Origin of the sequence: Paenibacillus jiangxiensis (genome assembly GCF_046098255.1) — a bacterium.
GTDB lineage: Bacteria > Bacillota > Bacilli > Paenibacillales > Paenibacillaceae > Paenibacillus > Paenibacillus jiagnxiensis.
On sequence record NZ_JBJURI010000012.1, the window covers coordinates 129,767 to 150,553 of the forward strand.

18 protein-coding genes are annotated in these 20,787 nt (G+C 51.9%); 2 read left to right on the plus strand and 16 right to left on the minus strand.

Annotated features, from left to right (window positions below; all coding sequences use genetic code 11):
- Nucleotides 1–153 precede the first annotated feature (153 nt).
- The 3 genes from efp to ACI1P2_RS13750 all read right to left on the minus strand — a co-directional run bounded on the left by efp (nucleotide 154) and on the right by ACI1P2_RS13750 (nucleotide 2,444).
- Complete coding sequence (gene efp / locus ACI1P2_RS13740) at nucleotides 154–711, minus strand: elongation factor P (protein WP_355320423.1); 558 nt, start codon at nucleotides 709–711, stop codon at nucleotides 154–156.
- A gap of 67 nt (nucleotides 712–778) precedes the next feature.
- Nucleotides 779–1,843 (minus strand): M24 family metallopeptidase, encoded by a 1,065-nt coding sequence (locus tag ACI1P2_RS13745; protein WP_355320424.1) that lies wholly within the window; start codon nucleotides 1,841–1,843, stop codon nucleotides 779–781.
- Between the two features lie 94 nt (nucleotides 1,844–1,937).
- Nucleotides 1,938–2,444: a YqhR family membrane protein gene (locus tag ACI1P2_RS13750; protein ID WP_355320425.1), complete on the minus strand. Its 507-nt coding sequence runs from the start codon at nucleotides 2,442–2,444 to the stop codon at nucleotides 1,938–1,940.
- Nucleotides 2,445–2,721: 277 nt separating this feature from the next.
- Between ACI1P2_RS13750 and ACI1P2_RS13755 the strand changes: the two genes are divergently transcribed.
- Together ACI1P2_RS13755 and ACI1P2_RS13760 are read left to right on the plus strand one after the other, a co-directional pair.
- Nucleotides 2,722–3,714 (plus strand): DUF1385 domain-containing protein, encoded by a 993-nt coding sequence (locus ACI1P2_RS13755; RefSeq protein WP_355320426.1) that lies wholly within the window; start codon nucleotides 2,722–2,724, stop codon nucleotides 3,712–3,714.
- Nucleotides 3,715–3,721: 7 nt separating this feature from the next.
- On the plus strand, nucleotides 3,722–4,042 hold the full coding sequence (locus tag ACI1P2_RS13760; protein ID WP_355320427.1) for a hypothetical protein: 321 nt from the start codon (nucleotides 3,722–3,724) through the stop codon (nucleotides 4,040–4,042).
- A 63-nt stretch (nucleotides 4,043–4,105) separates the two neighbouring features.
- On the opposite strand, the gene ACI1P2_RS13765 is transcribed toward ACI1P2_RS13760, so the two are convergent.
- From ACI1P2_RS13765 to pflA, 13 genes are all read right to left on the minus strand, one after another.
- The gene (locus tag ACI1P2_RS13765; RefSeq protein WP_355320428.1) at nucleotides 4,106–5,080 is read right to left on the minus strand and encodes a patatin-like phospholipase family protein; all 975 of its coding nucleotides are present in this window, start codon (nucleotides 5,078–5,080) and stop codon (nucleotides 4,106–4,108) included.
- An 80-nt stretch (nucleotides 5,081–5,160) separates the two neighbouring features.
- Nucleotides 5,161–6,747, minus strand: coding sequence for a family 10 glycosylhydrolase (locus ACI1P2_RS13770; protein WP_355320429.1), 1,587 nt, complete (start codon nucleotides 6,745–6,747; stop codon nucleotides 5,161–5,163).
- A 143-nt stretch (nucleotides 6,748–6,890) separates the two neighbouring features.
- Complete coding sequence (gene mntR / locus ACI1P2_RS13775) at nucleotides 6,891–7,316, minus strand: transcriptional regulator MntR (protein WP_355320430.1); 426 nt, start codon at nucleotides 7,314–7,316, stop codon at nucleotides 6,891–6,893.
- A 222-nt stretch (nucleotides 7,317–7,538) separates the two neighbouring features.
- Nucleotides 7,539–8,249, minus strand: coding sequence for a cytochrome c biogenesis CcdA family protein (locus ACI1P2_RS13780; RefSeq protein WP_355320454.1), 711 nt, complete (start codon nucleotides 8,247–8,249; stop codon nucleotides 7,539–7,541).
- 118 nt (nucleotides 8,250–8,367) lie between these two features.
- On the minus strand, nucleotides 8,368–10,371 hold the full coding sequence (metG, locus tag ACI1P2_RS13785; protein WP_355320431.1) for a methionine--tRNA ligase: 2,004 nt from the start codon (nucleotides 10,369–10,371) through the stop codon (nucleotides 8,368–8,370).
- 385 nt (nucleotides 10,372–10,756) lie between these two features.
- Nucleotides 10,757–11,044, minus strand: a complete 288-nt coding sequence (yidD, locus tag ACI1P2_RS13790; protein WP_355320455.1) for a membrane protein insertion efficiency factor YidD — start codon at nucleotides 11,042–11,044, stop codon at nucleotides 10,757–10,759.
- Between the two features lie 147 nt (nucleotides 11,045–11,191).
- A complete protein-coding gene (locus ACI1P2_RS13795; RefSeq protein ID WP_355320432.1) occupies nucleotides 11,192–13,399 on the minus strand; it encodes a stalk domain-containing protein in 2,208 nt (735 codons plus the stop codon).
- Nucleotides 13,400–13,559: 160 nt separating this feature from the next.
- A complete protein-coding gene (locus ACI1P2_RS13800) occupies nucleotides 13,560–14,837 on the minus strand; it encodes a response regulator (protein WP_355320433.1) in 1,278 nt (425 codons plus the stop codon).
- A gap of 15 nt (nucleotides 14,838–14,852) precedes the next feature.
- A complete protein-coding gene (locus ACI1P2_RS13805; protein WP_355320434.1) occupies nucleotides 14,853–16,661 on the minus strand; it encodes a cache domain-containing sensor histidine kinase in 1,809 nt (602 codons plus the stop codon).
- A gap of 39 nt (nucleotides 16,662–16,700) precedes the next feature.
- A complete protein-coding gene (locus ACI1P2_RS13810) occupies nucleotides 16,701–17,531 on the minus strand; it encodes a carbohydrate ABC transporter permease (protein ID WP_355320435.1) in 831 nt (276 codons plus the stop codon).
- Complete coding sequence (locus tag ACI1P2_RS13815) at nucleotides 17,531–18,415, minus strand: carbohydrate ABC transporter permease (protein ID WP_355320436.1); 885 nt, start codon at nucleotides 18,413–18,415, stop codon at nucleotides 17,531–17,533. The genes ACI1P2_RS13810 and ACI1P2_RS13815 overlap by 1 nt, the downstream gene beginning before the upstream one ends.
- Nucleotides 18,416–18,429: 14 nt before the next feature.
- Nucleotides 18,430–19,788, minus strand: coding sequence for an extracellular solute-binding protein (locus ACI1P2_RS13820; RefSeq protein ID WP_355320437.1), 1,359 nt, complete (start codon nucleotides 19,786–19,788; stop codon nucleotides 18,430–18,432).
- 240 nt (nucleotides 19,789–20,028) lie between these two features.
- Complete coding sequence (pflA, locus tag ACI1P2_RS13825; RefSeq protein WP_355320438.1) at nucleotides 20,029–20,784, minus strand: pyruvate formate-lyase-activating protein; 756 nt, start codon at nucleotides 20,782–20,784, stop codon at nucleotides 20,029–20,031.
- Nucleotides 20,785–20,787: the final 3 nt, after the last annotated feature.

The following is a 20,787-nucleotide window of genomic DNA, read 5'->3' on the forward strand; positions in this document are numbered from 1 at the left end:
TTAATACAGTATAATACGAAAGTATTTCCTTGTTCCAATGTTTTTTGATACAAGAATTTTCCAACTCTTCAGCGCTGCCGAAAAACCAGTATATGATACAAAAAATCCCCTGCACCGCAAGGGCAGAGGATTTGGGGCTCCAGGGTTACCTGATTAGGCGCGAGACATGTACTTGCCGTCGCGCGTATCGATCAGCAGCACATCATCCTGGTTGATGAACAATGGAACCTGCACGTTCAGGCCTGTTTCAAGCTTGGCGTTCTTCGTAGCGCCTGTAGCTGTGTTCCCTTTAATGCCTGGCTCCGTTTCAACCACTTTCAGCTCAACGCTTGTCGGCAGGTTAATACCCAGAATCTCGCCGTTGTAACTGATGATGTTCACGTTCATGTTTTCTTTCATGAAGTTCAGCTCCCATTCCAGCTGCTGGCTGGTAAGGGTAAACTGGTCGTAGGTTTGGTTATCCATAAACGTATGCTCATCACCGCTGGCATACAGATAGGATACGCCGCGGTTCTCGATTTGCGCACGCCCGATCGTTTCACCTGCACGGAATGTACGCTCTACAGTGTTGCCATTGCGCAAGTTTTTCAGCTTCGAGCGCACAAATGCCGCGCCTTTGCCCGGCTTAACATGCTGAAAATCAAGAACTGTGAAGATGTCGCCGTCTACCTCTACGGTCAGGCCTGTTTTAAAATCGTTAACGTTAATCAAAGAATAACCCCTCCTACAGGATCAGTAAAATAAATCCGTACACATCTAAGTCGTACAGAGATGAGCTTTACACAACCGTGAACTGCTTGCTCGCTTTCGTCAACACCCGAATACCGTCAGCCATGATTACAATATCGTCCTCGATGCGCACTCCGCCAAGTCCAGGCAGGTAAATTCCGGGCTCGACCGTAACCACCATTCCCGGCTGGAGCACATCGTCACTCAGCTTGGACAGTCGTGGAGCTTCATGAACCTCCATCCCCAAACCGTGGCCGGTGCTGTGGCCGAACTGGTCGCCGTAACCATATTTGCTGATGATATCCCGGGCGAGCGCATCGGCTTCGCGTCCGGTCATTCCAGCTTTGATATGTTCCAGAGTATGGAGCTGAGCCTCCAGTACGATATCATAGATTTCCTTTAACTGCGGTTGAAGATTGCCGGTTGCTACCGTACGGGTCAGGTCCGAGCAATAACCGTCCAGCAACGCGCCAAAATCAAAGGTGATCAGTTCATTCTCTCGAATGACCTTGTCGCTTGCACGACCATGCGGCATGGCCGAGCGTTCGCCAGAGGCAACAATAGTGTCGAACGAAGAGGACGACGCTCCGTGCTTGCGCATGAAAAATTCAAGCTCAAGGTCCAGCTCCCGTTCCGTAACCCCTGGTTTGATAAGCTGCAGGATGTGCGCGAACGCCGCATCCGCTAAATCGGCCGCACGTTGCATCACTTCAATTTCGCCTTCATCCTTGATGATGCGAAGCTTCTCGATGATACCGGAAACCGGGACAAGCTTAACCGGCTCCAACTGTTCTGCATAGGTTTCATGGGTCCCGAACGTCACATGATCCTGCTCAAAACCCAGCTCGCTGATCTGTTCGGATTGGAGCAGCTCTTTCACCGTATCCATGACCTGCACAGCATGCTCTATTACAGTAAATCCCTTCGCTTGCTCGGAAGCCTGGGTCATATAACGGAAATCCGTCAGGAAAAAACTCCCTGTTTCTGTAATGAGCACATAACCAGCCGAACCTGTAAATCCTGTCAAATAGCGGCGGTTTACAGGACTTGCTACCAGCATGGCACGCAAGTTCCGCTCTTCCATTGCCTGACGCAGTTTCAATACTCTCTCCATCGGCCAGTCCTCTCTTTCACCTTCAAGAAATCACCAAATGCTATTTTAACACAAGCTGCGGCCGCTTGAGAAGTTTTTAGTTGCACCCGTCAGCTTACGCTGCTTTCTCACGCAGCCGCTCGTCCGTAAATTCGAACGCAACCGTATAGCCGATAAAAAGCCCCCACAGCAAAAAGACGCAAAATTCGGAGACTAATGTATCCCATGTAAGCTTGGTAACCGGAGGAAGCATGCCAAGCCACGGGCCGGCCCACACAAACAGCACCACCCAACATGCTGCACCGAAAATCAGACCCGGGTAAGGTCCCTTCAGCTTGCGCAGCAAAGCCGTATAAAGGAAAGTTACGATCATGGAGAACACAATAAAAAAGAACAGCCCAATCAAATGTCCGGCAGTGGTCTTCATAAATGAGTGTTTGAAAAAAGGCTCTGCCAAAAAGCCGGGAAGGACAACGGTAAAGTGCAGAATATAAAACAGCCAGCGCACTAGCCCCCAGATCAACCCGGCAAAAAAACCGAGCTGAAGGGAAAACCGGAGCGGTGAAGTTAGCCCTTGGCCGGTCGGACGCGCACCGCGATCGTCTTTTGCTATCGAGCTCATGCCAAACCTCCTCCGTTTTTGCGGCTTGTGGAATCGTATCTGTGATTCTAGTATGTACAATCCCCGGCAGCTTCATTAGGAAATGTCGGCACCTTTTTCCTAAGTCCCGTTTACCCTATCCTGTCTCAACTAGAAATCGCCCGCAAAATTCGATACAATATAAAGGATCAAACTGATCTGACAGAAGGGCTGCCCTGCAGCGCTTTTTGCAGCATACACAATAATAAATCAGGGAACATATTCAACACGATATTCCCGGAAACGGAAGGTGAACCGGTTGTCTCAAACATCCAAGCCCGTCAGTTATGGGGGCCAGGCGGTTATAGAAGGCGTGATGTTCGGCGGCAAGCGGGTCAATGTTACGGCAGTCCGCCGCAAGAACGGTGACATAACTTTTCTGGAGGTGCCGCGCCGAGAAAGTCCGCTGCTTAACAAGCTTCGCAGAGTTCCGCTGCTGCGCGGGATTGTCAGTATTATCGATGCCAGCGCCAAAGGCACGAAGCATTTGAACTATTCGGCTGATGCCTATGCTGATGATGAAATGGACCCGGAAGAACGGGCCGCGCAGAAGGAGAAAGAGGATTCCAAGTGGAGTCTGAGCATGATCATCGGTGTTGCCGCGATCGGAATTCTGTCATTCCTGTTCGGCAAGCTGGTGCTGACGCTTGTACCTGTCGTTGTGGAGGATTTTCTGTTCGGAGGCATGTTCACCAGTCAAATCGGCCATAACCTGGCTGAAGGCGTGATCAAGCTGATCCTGCTGCTCGCCTATCTGTGGGGAATTTCCCAGACCCCCATGATCAAAAGACTGTTCCAGTACCACGGAGCAGAGCATAAAGTAATCAGCGCTTATGAGGCAGGTGTTGAGCTGACGCCAGAGAACGTGCAGAAATTCAGCCGGCTTCATTACCGGTGCGGCAGCAGCTTTATCATGCTTACGGTCATCATCGGCGTCATCGTATATTCTTTGTTCACTTATGAAAGTATATGGGAACGCATGGGACAGCGCATTATCCTGCTCCCGGTTGTATTAGGGCTCTCTTTCGAATTTCTCAAGCTGACAAATTCGCTTCGTGACGTTCCCGTGCTGCGTTACCTGGGTTATCCGGGTTTGTGGCTCCAGCTTCTTACCACGAAAGAACCGACCAATGATCAAGTGGAGGTCTCCATCGCTTCTTTCCAACGGATGCTTTCCCTTGACGCCGAACTGGAGAAAGCTCCCGTGGAGGAAAGGTTGAACAGCCCGTCTCTTGATCCTGTGAAAGGATGAGATTAATATGAACAAACAGGCATTCGTATTTTGGGGGTTCATCGCGCTGGCCATTGTGGGAACGGCAGCCTCCATCATCCGTGGGGATTTCATGATGCTGAGCGTGCTCCTCATCCCATTGATTGTCTTCGGCGTCGTGCTGCTTCTGTACAAATTCCCGCCCCGTCGGGCCGCCAAGACCCCAAAAATCAAACCTTCCGCGAAAACGATGGCCAAAACAGCCGGAGGCCGTAAATCGGCTGCAGCCAAAAAACGCAAGGAATATCCCTTCTACGTCATTGAAGGCCAGAAGGGAAAAAACAATGACGATGTGCCCAAGTATCATTAACAGTCTCGAACACAGCAAGCACCTGACCGATTTCTTAACGGCCAGGTGCTTTTTTTGGTTGGTTCACACTAAAATCCGCTCTTCGGCAAGCTTCAGCTTTTTGAACTTCGTCTGATAGGAAGCGATGCTCCAGTTGCGGAAGAAGTCATTGCCGGCCTGAAGGCCTGAAGCGAATAACATCTCGCTCTGCTCCGGAGTGATGTCAAATTGAGTGGTGCGAACGCCCAGCGCAGGGATTTTTACGGTACGAAAACGGTTCACCTGCTCGATATAGCGTTCATCATGCGCCGACAGCGTCGTATCGATAATGGCCTGCAGCATGCTGAGCGGTCCGCGAATAAATGACGATTTAGTCTCGTTTTTTCCGACCATTTGAAAGCCAACCGTAGGAATAGCTTCGGCCGGATTTGCCCACTCCTGATCAAACAGCCACAAGGGGAGGTTGCTTAGCATGGCTCCGTCCACAATATACACAAACTGCCCCGCGAAGGGTTTGCCTTTGGCCTTTTTGGCATCCAGGCGCAGCATCACCGGATCGAAAAAATAAGGAATGCTTGTACTCATGCGAATGGCTTTGGCCACCTCGAATGAAGACGGTTCCATATTAAAACGCTCCATATCGTCCGGCAGCACCATAATACGGCCGTTGGTAATATCGGAGGCTATTACACGAAGCTTGCCCGAAGGAAGGTCGCCAAAGCGCCGGATTCCCTTCGCTTTTAACAGCTCTCTAATCCACTGCTCCAGTACCTCTCCCGAATAAAGCCCTTTCTTTAACCAAATCCGGGCGGCTGGTCCAATCCATTTTACGTTAAAAAGGGGGGAACGGTGCAGCAGCCTGACGAAAGGGGTCGTTTCAATGACCTCCTTCATCTCCTGGGCCGTATAACCCGCCGCTACAAGAGACGCTACAATGGCCCCGGAGGAAGTTCCAGCGACTCTGTTGAATTTTACTCCGTTTTGTTCAGCCGCTTTCACGGCGCCAGCCAGGGATATGCCTTTCATTCCACCACCTTGAAATACAGCATTAATCAGCATATCAATAACCCCCGTTCTCTCCGCAGCAGTTAACAATCGCTACACTGCTTATGTATGAGCACGGGGGCTGAATTATGACCTTATTCGTTATAATAAGACTGCAAAAGTGAAATAAGTCCAAGCGAGTTTTTCCGTAAATATTGTGCACTGAAGAAAATATCGCCTTTAACCTCGGAATAATTCTCGTTCCATTTCAACTGGTCGATAATCTGCTGCGCAGTCTGCCAGCCCTGTTCCGACGTACCGATCTTGTACGGGGCATGACCGACATAGAGCTTGACGTTCGTCCCCTCTACCTCGTCGGACCACCAGGAAACGAGCTTGTCATAGGCTGCCGGGGAATAACCGATGCTCCAGTAAATTTGCGGAGCGACATAGTCCACCCAGCCTTCCTTGATCCATTTCCGGACATCGGCATAAGTTGTACCGTAGGCCGTAACCCCTGCGCGTGTGTCGGAGCCTGTTGCATCATCCGCTTTGTTGCGCCATACACCAAATGGGCTGATGCCGAACTGCAAATCCGGTTTGGCAGCATGAACCTCTGCTCCGAGCTCCTGGACAAAATGGTTGATGTTATCCCTGCGCCAGTCCCCCTTATTCAAGCCGCTACCGTTATAAGAGGCATAGGTGGAGTCATCGTTAAAGGTTCCGCTGTAAGGATAAAAGTAATCGTCCAGATGCACGCCGTCTATATCGTACTGGTTCACAACCTCCAAGATGTCATCAATAACCTGCTCTCTTGCGGCGGGAATACCCGGATTGATATATAGCTGAGACCCATTATTCACAATCCAGTCGGGATGCTGTACCGCGACATGGTTAGCCGCAAGCCCCGCTGTACTGGCGGTTGTGCTCGCCCTGAACGGATTGAACCATGCATGAAATTCCATTCCCCGTTTATGTGCCTCCTCAATCATAAAAGCAAGGGGATCATAACCCGGCGATTTTCCCTGTACGCCGGTCAAATATTTGCTCCAAGGCACTGTATCGGACGGATAGACGGCATCCGCGCTTGCCCTGACCTGAACGAAAACTGCGTTGATCCCCATACCGGCGAGATCATCCAGCAGGCTGGTAAATTCCTTCTGCTGCGCAGCCATGCTGTTTTTTGTCGTTGGCCAGTCCCCATTGATTGTGGAAACCCAGGCCCCTCTCATGGACTCGGAAAGGCCAACTTCCGTCCCGGTTTCATTCTGTTCCCCGGAAGCGGGAACAGCAGAGGTTGCTCCACTTGACAGTGTTATCGTCCTTGCAACAGCGTTCCAGTCCACTTCCAGTCCCAATTCTTCACCTATAAAACGAAGGGGCACCATAACTCTTCCATATTTCATTTCCACAGCACTGTCCAGCGGTACGTTCGCTCCGTCAACAATGGCCGAGCCTGAGCCTGAAGTCATGGTTAACACTTTGCCATTACCGGTAATGGTCACTGTGGATGTAGACTGCAACCATCCCACCTGTGCCCCAAGTCCCTGGCTGATCACGCGCAGCGGCACCATTGTAACGCCGTCGCCCTGCTTTATGTACGGTGATACATCCGAATCAAGCTTTCCCCCATCGAGATAGATTTCGATCTCCTTGGCCGGGGCAGCCAATACCTGCCAGGCCCCTGTCTGCAGTGTCAGTGCAACCAGCAGACCAGCGATCAACCACTTCAAACGCTTCATGTTCCAGAACCTCCAAAAGCTTGTCTTTTCCCTTTTTCACGCTATGTATATGCAGCGCTCTCTATCTATATAATGGATAGACGTAATTTACCAGAGGATGTTGCGGCAGCAGCAAACATCTGCCCTTGCGGACGGATGCCCGTTTAAGATTCTTCAGCCGTTTCTTTCTGAAGATCACGAAGCTGCTGCAGCCTGGTCGCATCCCGCTCGAAATACTCGACCAGCGTTTCAATGCAAGTGATGGAATCCCAGCTCAAATGATGCTCAATGCCTTCCACATCTTTGTAAATATGCTCTTCTCTGACCCCGATCATGCCGAGAAACTGTTCAAGGAGATGGTGACGGTCCACCAGACGTTTGCCGACCTTTTTCCCTTTCGGGGTCAGGATCAGCCCCCGGTATTTCTCATACACCAGGTACTCGTCCTTGTCCAGCTTTTGAATCATTTTGGTGACTGATGAAGGGTGGACCTCAAGTCCTTCCGCAATATCCGACACACGGGCATAGCCCTTTTCATCAATAAGTTTGTAAATCCTTTCGAGATAATCCTCCATGCTAGGCGTTGGCATCTGCTTCCCTCATTTCTATTATTCCAACCATTGCTGTCCGCCGTATGACTGCTTAAATAATGATACATGTTCTCATTACCCATTGGCAAGTCCTGCACCCGTTACTCCCTTGTATTCCCGCGTCTGCGGCCATTCATGCGGCGGCATGAACAGCAAAACGCTCTGCGCGAACTGGCACAGAGCGTATTTTTAAGCATTTCCCAAAGGCCCTCATTGATTAAATCACATAAGCCATTCAGGATTAAAACGCTGCAGGAATAAGGAAAGCCTACTCCAGTGATCCGTCAGCAGTAAAATGCCGATGGCAAGCAGCATCAATCCGCCGAGCTTCATCATCACTGAGCTGTATCGGGCCTGCGGCCTGATTTTTCCGGCGTAGAAGGCGAGAATGAAAAAAGGAAGGGCGAAGCCTGCCGCATAGCCGGTTACCAGCATAAACCACGTATTGTGTTCAACCGCGGCCAGGGCAATAATCGCCGTAAGCATCGGTCCGATACAGGGAGACCAGCCTGCCGCAAAGCCGATTCCGACAGCGAAGGATCTAAGGTAACCGGCCTGTCTACGTGCAGCGGAGATACGGTAATCCTTCATTAGCGGTACGGGCCTCAGCCAGCCGAGAGCAACAAGCCCCATGGTCATCATCAACAGAGCGGAAATCAGACGCAGCCCATCCTTATGCATGTGAAACCAGGAACCAAGCAGACCCGCCCCCGCTCCGAGCGAATAAAAAACAGCCGAGAACCCCATGACAAAAGCCAGTGTATGCGTAATCGCGCGAACACGGTGCTCATGGGATGCTTCTTGCTTTGCTGCTGGTGTGAAGTTCAGACCTGTAAGATACGAGAGATAAGCAGGGTACAAGGGAAGACTGCAGGGAGACGCAAATGAAACAAGCCCTGCCGCAAATGCTACACCGATATGGATATCCAGAATGTTCACCCCGCTTGTATACTCACTTAATGTGAGCATACGCTCCCCTGCCGCTGAATATGAACCTTGCCTGACAGGCAGTACAAAAAAACCGGAAGCCATTATAGCTCCCGGTTCGATATTACTTCACGATCGCGCCGTTAGGCATGCTGTCAGGCACGGTAGCAAGTGTCAGCTGATCGCCCTGAGAGGCGGCAATGATCATGCCTTGCGACAGCTCTCCGCGCAGCTTCACAGGCTTCAGATTGATGACGCAAATGACCTTCTTGCCGACCATTTCCTCAGGTGTGTAAAACTTCGCAATGCCTGAGACGACCTGGCGCTGCTCGTATCCGAGATCAAGCTGTAGCTTGAGCAGTTTGTCGGCCTTTTTGACAGGCTCGCAGGCAATGACCTGGGCTACCCGCAGCTCCACCTTGGCGAAATCCTCGATCCCGATTTCTTCCTTGCTCTCCGGTGATTCCGCCGGGGCGGCAGCGGCTGGCGCTTCGGCGGCTGCAGGCTTGGCGCCTCCTGTCATGGCCTCCACGATAAATGCCACCTCCTGCTCGGCATCCAGACGCGGGAAGATTGGGTCTCCTTTATGCAGCTGCGTGCCTTCCGGAATAATCCCGAACTGCTTACCGCTGTCCCATGTGGTAAGCGCCCCTTCCGTCAACCCGAGCTGCTCCCAGATTTTGCGCGGCGCGCGGGTGAGAAACGGCTGCAGCAGAATGGACGCAATACGCAGGCTTTCCACCAGGTGGTACATGACGGAGGCCAGCCCGCGGCGCTTGCCTTCATCCTTGGCCAGAGCCCACGGCTGTGTTTCGTCAATGTATTTGTTGCTGCGGCTGATGAACTGCCCGATTGCCGTCAGAGCGACGGAAAACTCCATTTTTTCCATAGCCTCTTCTACCTTGGCATAAGTCGCTCCTGCCATCTCTTCAAGGGAGGCGTCAAACTCTGTAGCACCCTGCTCATAGGCCGGAACCTTGCCGCCGAAATATTTGTCAACCATTGCAACGGTGCGGTTCAGCAAATTGCCAAGGTCATTTGCCAGATCGGAGTTGATGCGCTCCACAAAGCTCTCGGGCGTAAATGTCCCGTCTGCTCCAAAAGGCACCTCGCGCAGCAGGTAGTAACGCAGCTCATCCAGGCCGTAACGGTTGATCAGCGTCACCGGATCGACGACATTGCCTTTGGACTTGGACATTTTGCCGTCCTTCATCAGCAGCCAGCCGTGCGCGAACACTTTCTTTGGCAGCGGCAGATCAAGTGCCATCAGCATGATCGGCCAGTAAATTGTATGGAAGCGGACGATTTCCTTGCCGACAATGTGCACATTGGCAGGCCAGAATTTGTCATACAGCTCCGCATTGGAAGACCCATAACCGAGGGCGGTGATGTAGTTGGACAAGGCATCGATCCACACATAGACCACATGCTTCGGATCTCCTTTTACCTTAACCCCCCAGTCAAAAGTCGTACGGGATACAGCCAGATCCTCCAGCCCAGGCTTGATGAAGTTGTTGATCATTTCCTTTTTACGGGATTCCGGCTGGATAAAGTCCGGATTTTCCTCATAAAATTGCAGCAGACGGTCTGCGTATTTGCTCATGCGGAAGAAGTAACTCTCTTCCTTCACAAGCTCTACTGGATGCCCGCTGTCCGGGCTCTTGCCGCCGATTACGTTCCCGGCTTCGTCCTTGATCACGTCAACAAGCTGGGTTTCCGTGTAATACGTTTCATCCGGAATGCTGTACCAGCCCTCGTATTCGCCCTTGTAGATATCCCCCTGCTTGAGGAGGCGGTCAAAAATGTCCTGTACGACCGTTTTATGCCGTTCCTCCGTCGTGCGGATAAAATCGTCATTGGAGATGTCCAGCTTCTGCCACAGCTCCTGGATGCCTGCAACGATATGATCGACAAACTGCTGTGGTGTCTTGCCGGCCGCCGCCGCCTTTTGCTCGATTTTTTGCCCATGCTCATCCGTACCTGTCAAATAACGGACCTCATACCCGCGCAATCTCTTGTATCTGGCCATGGCATCTCCCGCAACCGTGGTGTACGCATGCCCGATATGCAGCTTGTCGCTTGGATAATAAATAGGTGTCGTAATATAAAATGTGTTCTTATTCGCCATACTTTTCCCTCCTGCAGTTTTGTTCAATTTCGGTTTTCCAGTCCGGGGTCGAGGTACAAGGCTTCGAAGCAGTAATGCAAAAAAGACCCCCGCCCCTTATGGGGCGAGAGTCTACTCACGCGTTACCACCCAATGTTCTCCGCTTCCTCGCGGAAGACGGACTCCACCGGTCCATTCAGACCGTCCATTAACGCTGGAACACGCTGCTTGCTTACGCCGGCTAATGAAGCGGCCGCTCACAAGCAGTTCCTCCAGGACCATCTTCGGACAGCCCTCCAGACCGGTTTGCAGCTCCCCCGGCTCTCTGTACTGGATGGTTATGTCGTACTTATCCCTTCACTGGAAAAACATATTACTCAAAATATAGCGAAGCGATGAAGCTCTGTCAAGTTTGGCCCTTATTTTTGGGGGAAAGCCCGTCCTGCTTGCTGCCCTCCTCTTTGTCGCTTGGGCGGGCCGGCGGCACGGGATCAAATCCTCCTGGGTGAAACGGATGACATTTGCTGATTCGTTTCACCGCAAGCCAGGAACCCCGGGCAGGACCGTGCACCTCGATGGCCTCCAGTGCGTATGCCGAGCAGGTCGGATAAAAGCGGCAGGTCGGGGGTTTTAACGGAGAAATGACACGTCGATAGAAATGGATCGGCCCTTGGGCAAGCCTGCGAGCCAGCATTCCTTTTCCGTCTGCCATAAACCTTCCCTCCTCAGCGTTCCATGCAAGAAAAGCGTCCCGGGCAGGGTTCCCAAATGAACCCAAGCCCAGGACGCCTTTACAGGCCTGTAAAAAGTGACTTTTTTACGGTGGAGCTTGCCTAATTGCTTATTGATTCTTGTATTCAGGCAGCGGCTGAACCAGCAGATTGACAGGCAGATTGCTGCCAGCGGCTGCGGTAAAGTAAATTTCAACACTTTCAGCCATATGTCCGGTACGGTACAGGACACTGTTTTGATTCGGCGCTCTTACACCGCTGTTGTTAGCGATGGCTATAATTTGATTATTAACCATGGCATAACCGGAATACAAGCCTCCGCGCGGATTGAATGTAATCAGGGAGTAAGGTGCAACATTCGCCAGTCTGATTTTGTACAGTACCCCAAAGTTGCCGGCATTGGAGGCTGCGGAACCGTCAATTCCATCCGTTCCGGTGAGGTTCGGATCGATATTGTTATCTCCGATTACGATGCGCTGTGCTTTTCTTCCGACTTCTTCCGTATACTCGATCGTACGATCGGCATCCATATACGTACCACGGTTATGGATACCGTCCTTGTCCAGCTTCGGCAGCGTCTGGAACGCCACCAGCGGATCGGCGGACTCTTCAACCATAATTACAGTATATTGCACAGGCTGGTCCGAATTCAAATCCGACAGCAGGGAAATGACCTCATCAGGCTTCATTTTGATCGCACTCAGATCCGGCAAAATCACTCTGCTTTCGCCCGGATTCAGCACCGTAGTGGAGCGTTTGGTGCCGTCGGTCAGGGACTGCAGATAACGCATCGTCCCTAGCTTGCCCGCAGCGGTGGCAAACGGGCTAGGTCCCCCGAAACCGGATGCTTCCACGTTAATGGTAGCAGGGAGCATGTTGTTATTCGTCGCCACCACGTACATTTTCACATTGCGGCCCGTTTCATTGACATAGTGAGCCAGAATCCGCTGGCTGCCTGTGCCAACCTCCTGATAGACGACCCCGTCCTGGAACACCCGCTCCGGACTGTTGGCACGAATCAGCAAGCGCGGTCCGGAAGTCACGGAAGCCGGCACAGTTTCCATTTGTGGCACTTCACTGCCGTCAAATTCATACAAATCACCATACGGCGTGAACAGCTTGTTGAAGTCGTCTTCTTCATACAAGGTTTCGTTCTTAATCGTAACGGTCTGAGTATAGGTGCTTGTCAGCCCCATCTGGTCCGTTACAGTCAGGGAGATTTCCTTCTCCCCAGGCTCGAAGAAGGCAAGCTTGTTGTTCACCCATTCACGCTTCTGAATACGGTTCTCATCATCCGTACTCAGATCGGTATAGGTGATTTTCTCACCCATCATATATTCCTTCTTGTCTGTCGTAAACATGGCGACAGGCGGCTGGTTCTGCGGTTTGACCGTAATGGTCTGCGAGTATGGATCACTCCACTGACCGGAGGAGTCCTGAACGGAATAGGTAATCGTATAAGTACCCGGCTCCTGGAACACATCCTGACGCCCTTCCCAACGCTCGTTAACAATCGGCAGCCCTCTTGGAGAAGAGGATTGGGTCAGGTATGTAACCTGCGTCTGTGTAGCATAAATATCTGTGCTTGGTTTTGTCGTAAATGATGCGACAGGCTTTGAGACCAGATCGAGAATGACCGTTTTATTGACATTATCTACAGTGTAAGGAATGTTCAAAGCCTGGGTAATGGATGTCAAAGGAACCATGAATACGTTCTTTTGCTGGAAGGCCGCACCCTTCATTTGTCTCTGCTGCCCGTTGACGGTGTATACCTTGCTGTCTGTTTTGAAGCGCAGAACCTGCTCTCCCTGGGTAATGACCGTTTCCTTGGTGGCTGTATCATAGTAAAATTGCAATCCAACACGGTTGACGAGAGAGCGAATGGCAACATAGGAAACGCCATCCTTAACGGTCATCGGCTGAGTGGCCGTATAGACCTGGCCGTCCTGCACCATTTTGGCGCTGTTCATATACAGAATCAACTGATTGGCAGAAGTCGGAATATACACATCGTCTGTAACGCTGGTATTCCCCGGTGTTTCTTCCGTATATGGCACATCCCCCACAGAATCGGCAGAATTTGTCGAATCTGTGTCTTCTGAAGTCAGAGCATTGCCATCAGCGTTGTCATCGATGCTCCCGGTTACATCAGTCCCATCGGTTGCTTCTGATTCAGTACTTTCATTTGTTGTGTTCACCAGTTGATCACTGACATCGGATGTTTCTGTAACCGGTGCTTCGGCTGCTGCTGCCGGCATAACCGCCGCGACCTGGGATACGGCCAGTGCAGTGAGCATCGTCCATTTCTTAAGATTCATTCTCTGTCTCCTTCTATAACCAAATTCTTGGCTTCCCCGTAAAAAGTCATACTATTAGACGCTGATGTTTGTAAAAAGTTGCTGTTAAATTTGCCGAAAAAGTAAGAATTATATTATTGACGTCATTCGAAGAAGACAGATAACGCTTTCATACGCCGCCTCATCCCGTCGCATGTATGCCGGCACGCAGCCGGTCACGGTACTCCGATGGCGTCAGCCCGAAATGCTTGTGAAACACTTTGGTGAAATATCTTCGTTCCCGATAGCCTACAGCCGAGCAAATCACCGATATGCTGTAGCTGGTTCCGGCGAGCAGCGCTTTGGCGGCAGCAAGCCGTTCCCGGGTCACATACTCCAGGAAGGTCATGCCGCAGCGGGCTTTGAACAGATGGCAAAAATAGCTGCCGCTGATGCCGGTATAATCCGCCAGCTCCTCCACCGACAGGTCAGAGCCCAGATGGGCGGCAATATATTGCTTAGCCGTCTCAATTGCATCATCCCCATTTTTGCGGCCTCCGCCATATTCTTCGCCGGTCAGCAGACACAGCCGTTCCCCCGGCTGCAGCTGGACATGCCTGGAAGCATGGTATACCGCCGCCAGATCCAAAATCTGCAAGGGTCCAGGATGGGCAAGCAGCCGCCCTTCCATCCCCGAGCCAGCGCAAATGCCGGTGAACTGCTCCGCAATTTCCTGCAAGACTGCAGGCTCGGACAACGGCTCTGCCTGCAAGGCGTCTTCAACCGCCACACACCATTCCCCTTCACGCACCTGGAACACGAACGGGCTTACAAAACGAGTCTGCATGATGGCTCCCAGCTGTTCCGACATCTGCCTGTTCCATTCTCTTTTGCGCTCGACACCCCACAGCCGGGTCTGTTCAAAATACATGCAGGCTTCCGCCACAAAAAGTGCATACGATTCCCCTTCCTCCGCCAGGGAAATGGGTGGGGAAGGAGTGCCCCAGGCTTCTCCTGTAAGCACCTCCCTGATCCGGTTCCGCTTGACCCAGACTCCGATTTCCTTATTCCTCGCCTGCACCTCGGACTCTTTTTGCCTGCGCAGGGTAATCTCGGCGGCAAGGGATCTCAGCACATCTTCAAGCATGCCATAATCTATAGGCTTGGTGATGTATTCCCTCGCCCCATGCTTGAGAGCTGTTCTGGCATACTCAAACTCCTGGTAGCCTGTCAACAGAAGGACTTCACTGTCAATCCCCCGCCCACGCAGCTCGGCGATGAATGTCAGTCCATCCATAACCGGCATGCGGATATCACAAAGGATCAAATCGGGCTTTTTTCGTTCCGCAAGCTGCAGTGCGTCCATGCCGTTGCCGGCCGTGCCGGAGATTTCAATGCCCATGTCGTGCCAGGGCAGAATGGTCTCCAGGTTATCGAGCACAGGTCTTTCGTCATCCACCAGCAATGCTGTTACCATCATGCTTCCTCCCTCCGCTTAGCCATACTTCGGTATTTTACAGCGTATGATGGTCCCGAAGCCTTTATGGGAACAAATAAAAATCCCGTAATCGCGCCCATATTGAATACGGATTCTGTCGGCGACATTGCGCACGCCCAGCCCGCGCCGTTCGCCCAGCCACTTGTTGTCCTGTGCCGGGCCATCCTGTTCCCTGATCATATACTGGAACGATCCCAGCACTTCAGGAGGCATACCGGATCCGTTATCCGTAGCTTCAAGAATAATGTCTCCCTGCTCCTCCCATACGGATATCCGCAGCAATCCGCCGTTCGTTCTGCCTTCAAAACCATGCTGGATCGCATTCTCGACCAGTGGCTGCAGCGTCAGCTTCAGTACCAGACAGGTTCTCAGCTCCTCCGGCATAGAGATTTCATAGGTAAACAGGCCGGAAAACCGGTACTGCTGAATTTCAAGATAGCTCCGCAGGTGGCTGATTTCCTCAGCCAGCGTAATTTCCTCCTTCTCCTGAATGCTGGTGCGCAACATGCTGGCCAGGCGGATGACCATTTCACTGACCTTGCGCCCCTCTCCCCTGACCGCCAGGCCATTGATCGACTCCAGCGTGTTGAACAGGAAATGGGGCTTGATTTGCGCCTGCAGCACACGCAGCTCCGCCCGCGCTTTCTGCTCCTGCTCGGAGCTGATTTTGGTAAACAAAACACCAATTCTGTCCATCAATGAATTGAAACCTTCGCCAAGGACAAGCAATTCAGCCTCTTTTCCGGGTCTCACCCGGGCATTCAAATCCCCTTCCTCCACCCTGCGCATAAACCGGACCAGAACGGCGATATAGCCCGTGATGCGGTTCATGAACAGCATGTTAAACAGGACTGCGGCAGCAAGGCAGACGATCACGACGATAACGAACCAGAAGGCGTAGACGGAGGATTCGGCGGAAAGGGAGCTCCATGGCGTCACGGATATAAGACTCCATGGATAGTCTTTGAGATGATAAATGGAAACCATGCTTTGCTCCCCCTGGAAGGAGGCTCTGAAGCTTTGATAACCGCTGCCGTAACGGAGAGGATGCTCCATAAGTTCGGACATGTTTTTCCCGCTGTTCTGCCCGGCCTGATCATATACGATTAGACCCGTGTTATTTGCAAGCATGAATGTCGTTTTCCCTGAAGGTTCATTCAGCCGGAGATTACGGAAAATCCGGTCAAACTGCCAGTTTTTGATCTGCACCACCAATATGCCGATGTTCCGGAAATGCTTCAGTTCCTTGATCAACCGGATCTGGGTGAACACCGGCTCGGTGCTGGTAAGCTCGGGATATTCATAAGGAGCGATCCAAATGGGATTGCCGTTTCTGGCCATGACCTCCTGATATAGGGGGTGCACCTTGAAGCTTTCAAATGGAAGCGCTGTAAAATCTTCTTTCGTAAAAATGGATACCATGCCGGACGACATCCCGTTCCCCCGCAAATTATAGAGGTAAGCGTAGCTGATATCCGGATAGTTGTACAGCAGGTTTCTGAAGCTGCGCTGGCTGTCGTTAAGGGTCAGCTGGCCGTCGGCATTCAGGTTCTGCTTCTCCGGATCATCGGCATTCAAGGCCATATGGAACACCGAGGTCGCAATCCCGTTATCCGTCACCTTGTTCATTTCCTCAAAAACACCGGTCAGGCTGTAGCTAATGGCCTTCAGCGCATACTCGGCCTGCTCGCTGTACCTGCGCGCCGCCGCATCCGACGAAACCCATAAGGTCAGTGCACCCAGCAGGCACATTGGTATGATGATAAGCACGATAAAAGCAGCAAAAAGCTTCATGCGCAGCGTCATGGTCGTCCATCCCTGCGGATCAGGCGTGCGAAGGTGTGGCTATCCTTTGACACTGCCTGCCGTCAGGCCTTCCATAATTCTTTTTTGCAGCACGGCATACATCAGCAGCACTGGCAGGATGCTGTAGACGATGCCAGCAGACATTTGGGCATAATTCATCTGGTATTGGTTTCTGAACTGGACCATGCCTACAGGCAGGGTGCGCAGCTTGTCGGTCGACAAAAAATAATTGGCGAGTAAAAATTCATTCCAGTTGCCGAGGAAGTTCACGATAAAAACAGTGACCATGGCCGGTACCGTTAGAGGTATTACAATTCTAGCAAAAATTCCCGGAGCCCTCAACCCGTCCATGACCGCGGCTTCCTCCACTTCAGAGGCCAGCGAACGCATGAATGCCGCCAGCACAATGACTGTAAACGGAATCGCATTCGCAATATACGGAATAATGAGAGCCCAATGGGTATCGAGAACGCCCAGCCTGCGGACAAGCAGATAGATGGGAAGCAGCAGCGAATTATTAGGTATGAGCATGCCGATCAGGGCAAGCCCGAACACGGCACTGCCGACTTTCGGATAGCGCATCCGGGTCACTGCGAAGGATAGCATGGAACCGATCAGAATGGATGCCGCCGCGCTCAATGCGGAAATATACAGGCTGTTCAGGAAATAGACGCTGATCTTCGCCTTGACCCATACCTCCACATAATTGGAAAAGACAAATTCCTCCGGTATTCCAAAAGGATTCATTGCGATGGCGTTGTTGTCCGTTTTCACGGAAGAGAAAAGAACGAACAGGAATGGAAACATAACGACCAGCAGATACAGTATCAGCAGCGTATGCGGCAGCCAAAGCGTCTTCGCCCTTTTCATCAGAATTCAACCCTTTCATTGCGCCTTGCAAAAATCAGTTGATACAGGATCGTCAATACAAGCGTAATTGCAAAAATAAGCACAGCCACCGTATTGCCGTATCCGTATTTAAAATTGGTGATCGCGTATTTGATCATATAAGTAGCCAGTACATCCGTAGAACCGGCCGGACCGCCTTTGGTCATGACAATAACGATATCCGCCGCCTTCATCGCCCCCGCGATCGAAAGCATCACAACGACCGAGATGATGGGACGAATCAGGGGCAGAATGACATGGACAGACTGCTGTATACGGCTTGCTCCATCAATGGCTGCGGCCTCCCCCAGCTCCCTGGGGACAGCAAGGATGGCCGCCAGCACCATTACGATATAAAAACCGGTCCACTGCCACGCGTTCGTAATCAAAATGGACAGCATCGCGTACTTTTCGTCAGACAGCCAAAATACGGGCCCGATACCGAGCAGGCCGAGCAGCCGGTTCATCAGGCCGATATTCGGCTCATAGATGAAGCCCCACAGAATGCCAATCACGGCCGTCGACATAATCGAGGGCAAAAAGACGGCCGTTTTGTACAATCCCTGCAGCCGTTTCACGTTCGCGATCAGCAGGGAAAACAGTAGAATAAGCGGCACCTGTATGCCTATGGAAAAAACGATAAACCAGAGGTTGTTCAGCGCCGAACGCCAGAAGCGGTCATCCCCCAGCGCCTTGATATAATTTTCCGCTCCAACCCACTTCGGATGGGCCGAAACCCCGTTCCAGCTTGTAAAGCTGTAATAGATGGAGCTGAAAATCGGATAAATGAAAAACATGAAAATAAGCACCATAGCCGGAAGAATAAATGCAATGTATACAGCCGGGTTGCGCATCGCCTTGTTCATCTGTGCCTCCCCGCTTACTGCACTGCGGCGTTCGCTTCATCCTGCACCTTCTGGATTTGCTCTGCCGCCTGTTCAGGGGTACTCTGTCCGCCGATCAGCTTTTGAATCTGAATATTGCTGATTTCCGTCGTCACGTCTGCTTGCACGAGCGAGTCGAACGCCGGGAAGGACGACTGCGCTGTATTTAATACCGCGACAATTTCTTTCATCAGGTCATCGGTAATATTTTCCTCCAGCACGGCCTCATCCAGCTTCATCGAAGGCAGAACTCCGTCTTCCACAAGCCCACGGAGCTGAGTCTCCTCATTGAACATATGCTTGATGAACGACTTGACGGCCTCCAGCTTGCGCGGATTTTCTGCAACGGAGGCTGAAAATCCGTATCCGTTATTCACATCCCGCATCAGCGCCGTCTGGTCCCCCATGCCTCCTTCAACAGGCGGCATATTGAAAAATCCGACCTTGCCGATCATGCCTTCACCGGACTGCCCCTCCTTGAACACGGAGGACTTCCAGGTCCCGTCATACATGAGAATGGCTTCGCCGCTCGTAAACTGAGTGGTATATTCCGCATACTCAAAGCCAAGCTCACCTTGTTTAAAATAACCTTTATTCACCCATTCCTGATGCTTCGCGAGCGCTTCAACAACCTTGGGATCCGTCCATTTCGCTTCGCCTGTTGTGAACTTGGCCGTAACGTCCGGCCCGGCATAGCGAGACCAGAGATGATTGGTCAGCATCAGCGGAACCCAGCCTGCCTTGGATGCCCCTGACATCGGCACTTTACCGTCAGCTTTGATGTCGGCCAACAACTGCTCAAATTCCGTAAACGTCTGCGGCGGCTTCAACCCTTTTTCCTCGAAATAAGCTTTATTGTAAAAGAATCCTTCACCGGAGCCTCCAAGGGGCAATCCGTATACTTTTCCGTCATAGGTAAACGGATCAAGGGAGGTAAAGCTGTCACGGATGCCGAGCTCCTCCAGAATTGGGGTCAGATCAAGCAGCATGCCCTCCTGTGCGTATACCTTGGAGTCCGGACTGCCGAACAGGTCGAATATATCCGGAGGATTGCCGGCAGCCATCTCGCCGCGCAGCTTTTCTTTGCGGTTGACATCGGAGTCCACTCCGTCCAGCGTGAACGTTAATCCCGGCACATCCGTCTCCACCTGCTTGACTACATCCTCCAGAATCGCAAGCCGCCGCTGCTTGTCTGCGCCCACCTGAGTATGGCGGATGGTCATTTCAAACGGATCGCCCGAGTCCGGGGTCCCGCTGCTTTCCGGGCCTTCCGATTCCTTCCCTGCTCCGCCACAGCCGGCCAGCAGCCCAGCGAGCAGCACTCCTGTAAGCAGCCCTTTTATTCCTTTGCTCATCCCTCGATGACCTCCTTTTTCTTCTATGTCTGTTCCATTACAAGATCCATTATAGAAAAGGCAATCTGACATCGTAAGGATGACAATTCTTGGATTCAGGGATAAATTTGTAAGATGCGAAAAACCGCAGCCCCCGGATTGTACCGGAAACTGCGGTTTGGAAGTACATGGCCAACAGCTATTCGCTGTAGAGCCCTCCTTATATTGTGATAAATAATGATTGCTTATTCCGTCCAAAATTTACCTATATGCCGCAACACGCTGCGCTTGCGCCTCCTCGCGCCCTTGCGCGATCAGCCTGTAAGCCCGCTCTACTTCCTCTTCCGTGGGGGTTGGCACCCCTTCCAGCGGATAGGCTTTGCCCAGTGCCTGCCATTTGTAGATGCCCATCTGATGGTAAGGAAGGATTTCGAACTTCTCAACCCCGTTCAAGGTGCCGATGAACCGCCCCAGATTGAGCAGATCCTGCTCCTCGTTGTGAATGCCTGGCACATAAACATGGCGTATCCACATTTTGTGCCCATGCTCGGACAGCCATTGTGCCGTATGCAGTGTACGTTCATTGGATTTGCCGGTCAGCTTGATATGCTTCTCATCATTGATATGCTTCAGATCGAGCAGCACCAGGTCGGTGTGCTCCAGCAGCTCGTGGATCCGTTCCGAATCATTGAAGCCGTTGCTGTCCAGGGTGGTATGCAACCCCCAGCGCTGCTTGGCCTCCTTGAACAGCTCAGCGACAAAATGCCACTGCAGGGTAGGCTCCCCGCCGGATACCGTCAGCCCGCCCCCGGAATTCCGGTAATAAGACAGATACGGCTCAATCTCCGCCAAAATTTCTTCTACCGTCGCTTCACGGCCACCGTCCAGCGCCCACGTATCCGGGTTATGACAGTACTGGCATTTGAGCAGACATCCCTGCATAAAAAGCACAAAGCGGATGCCTGGACCGTCAACCGTCCCGAAAGTTTCGAGTGAATGAATATGCCCTTTGACCATGCT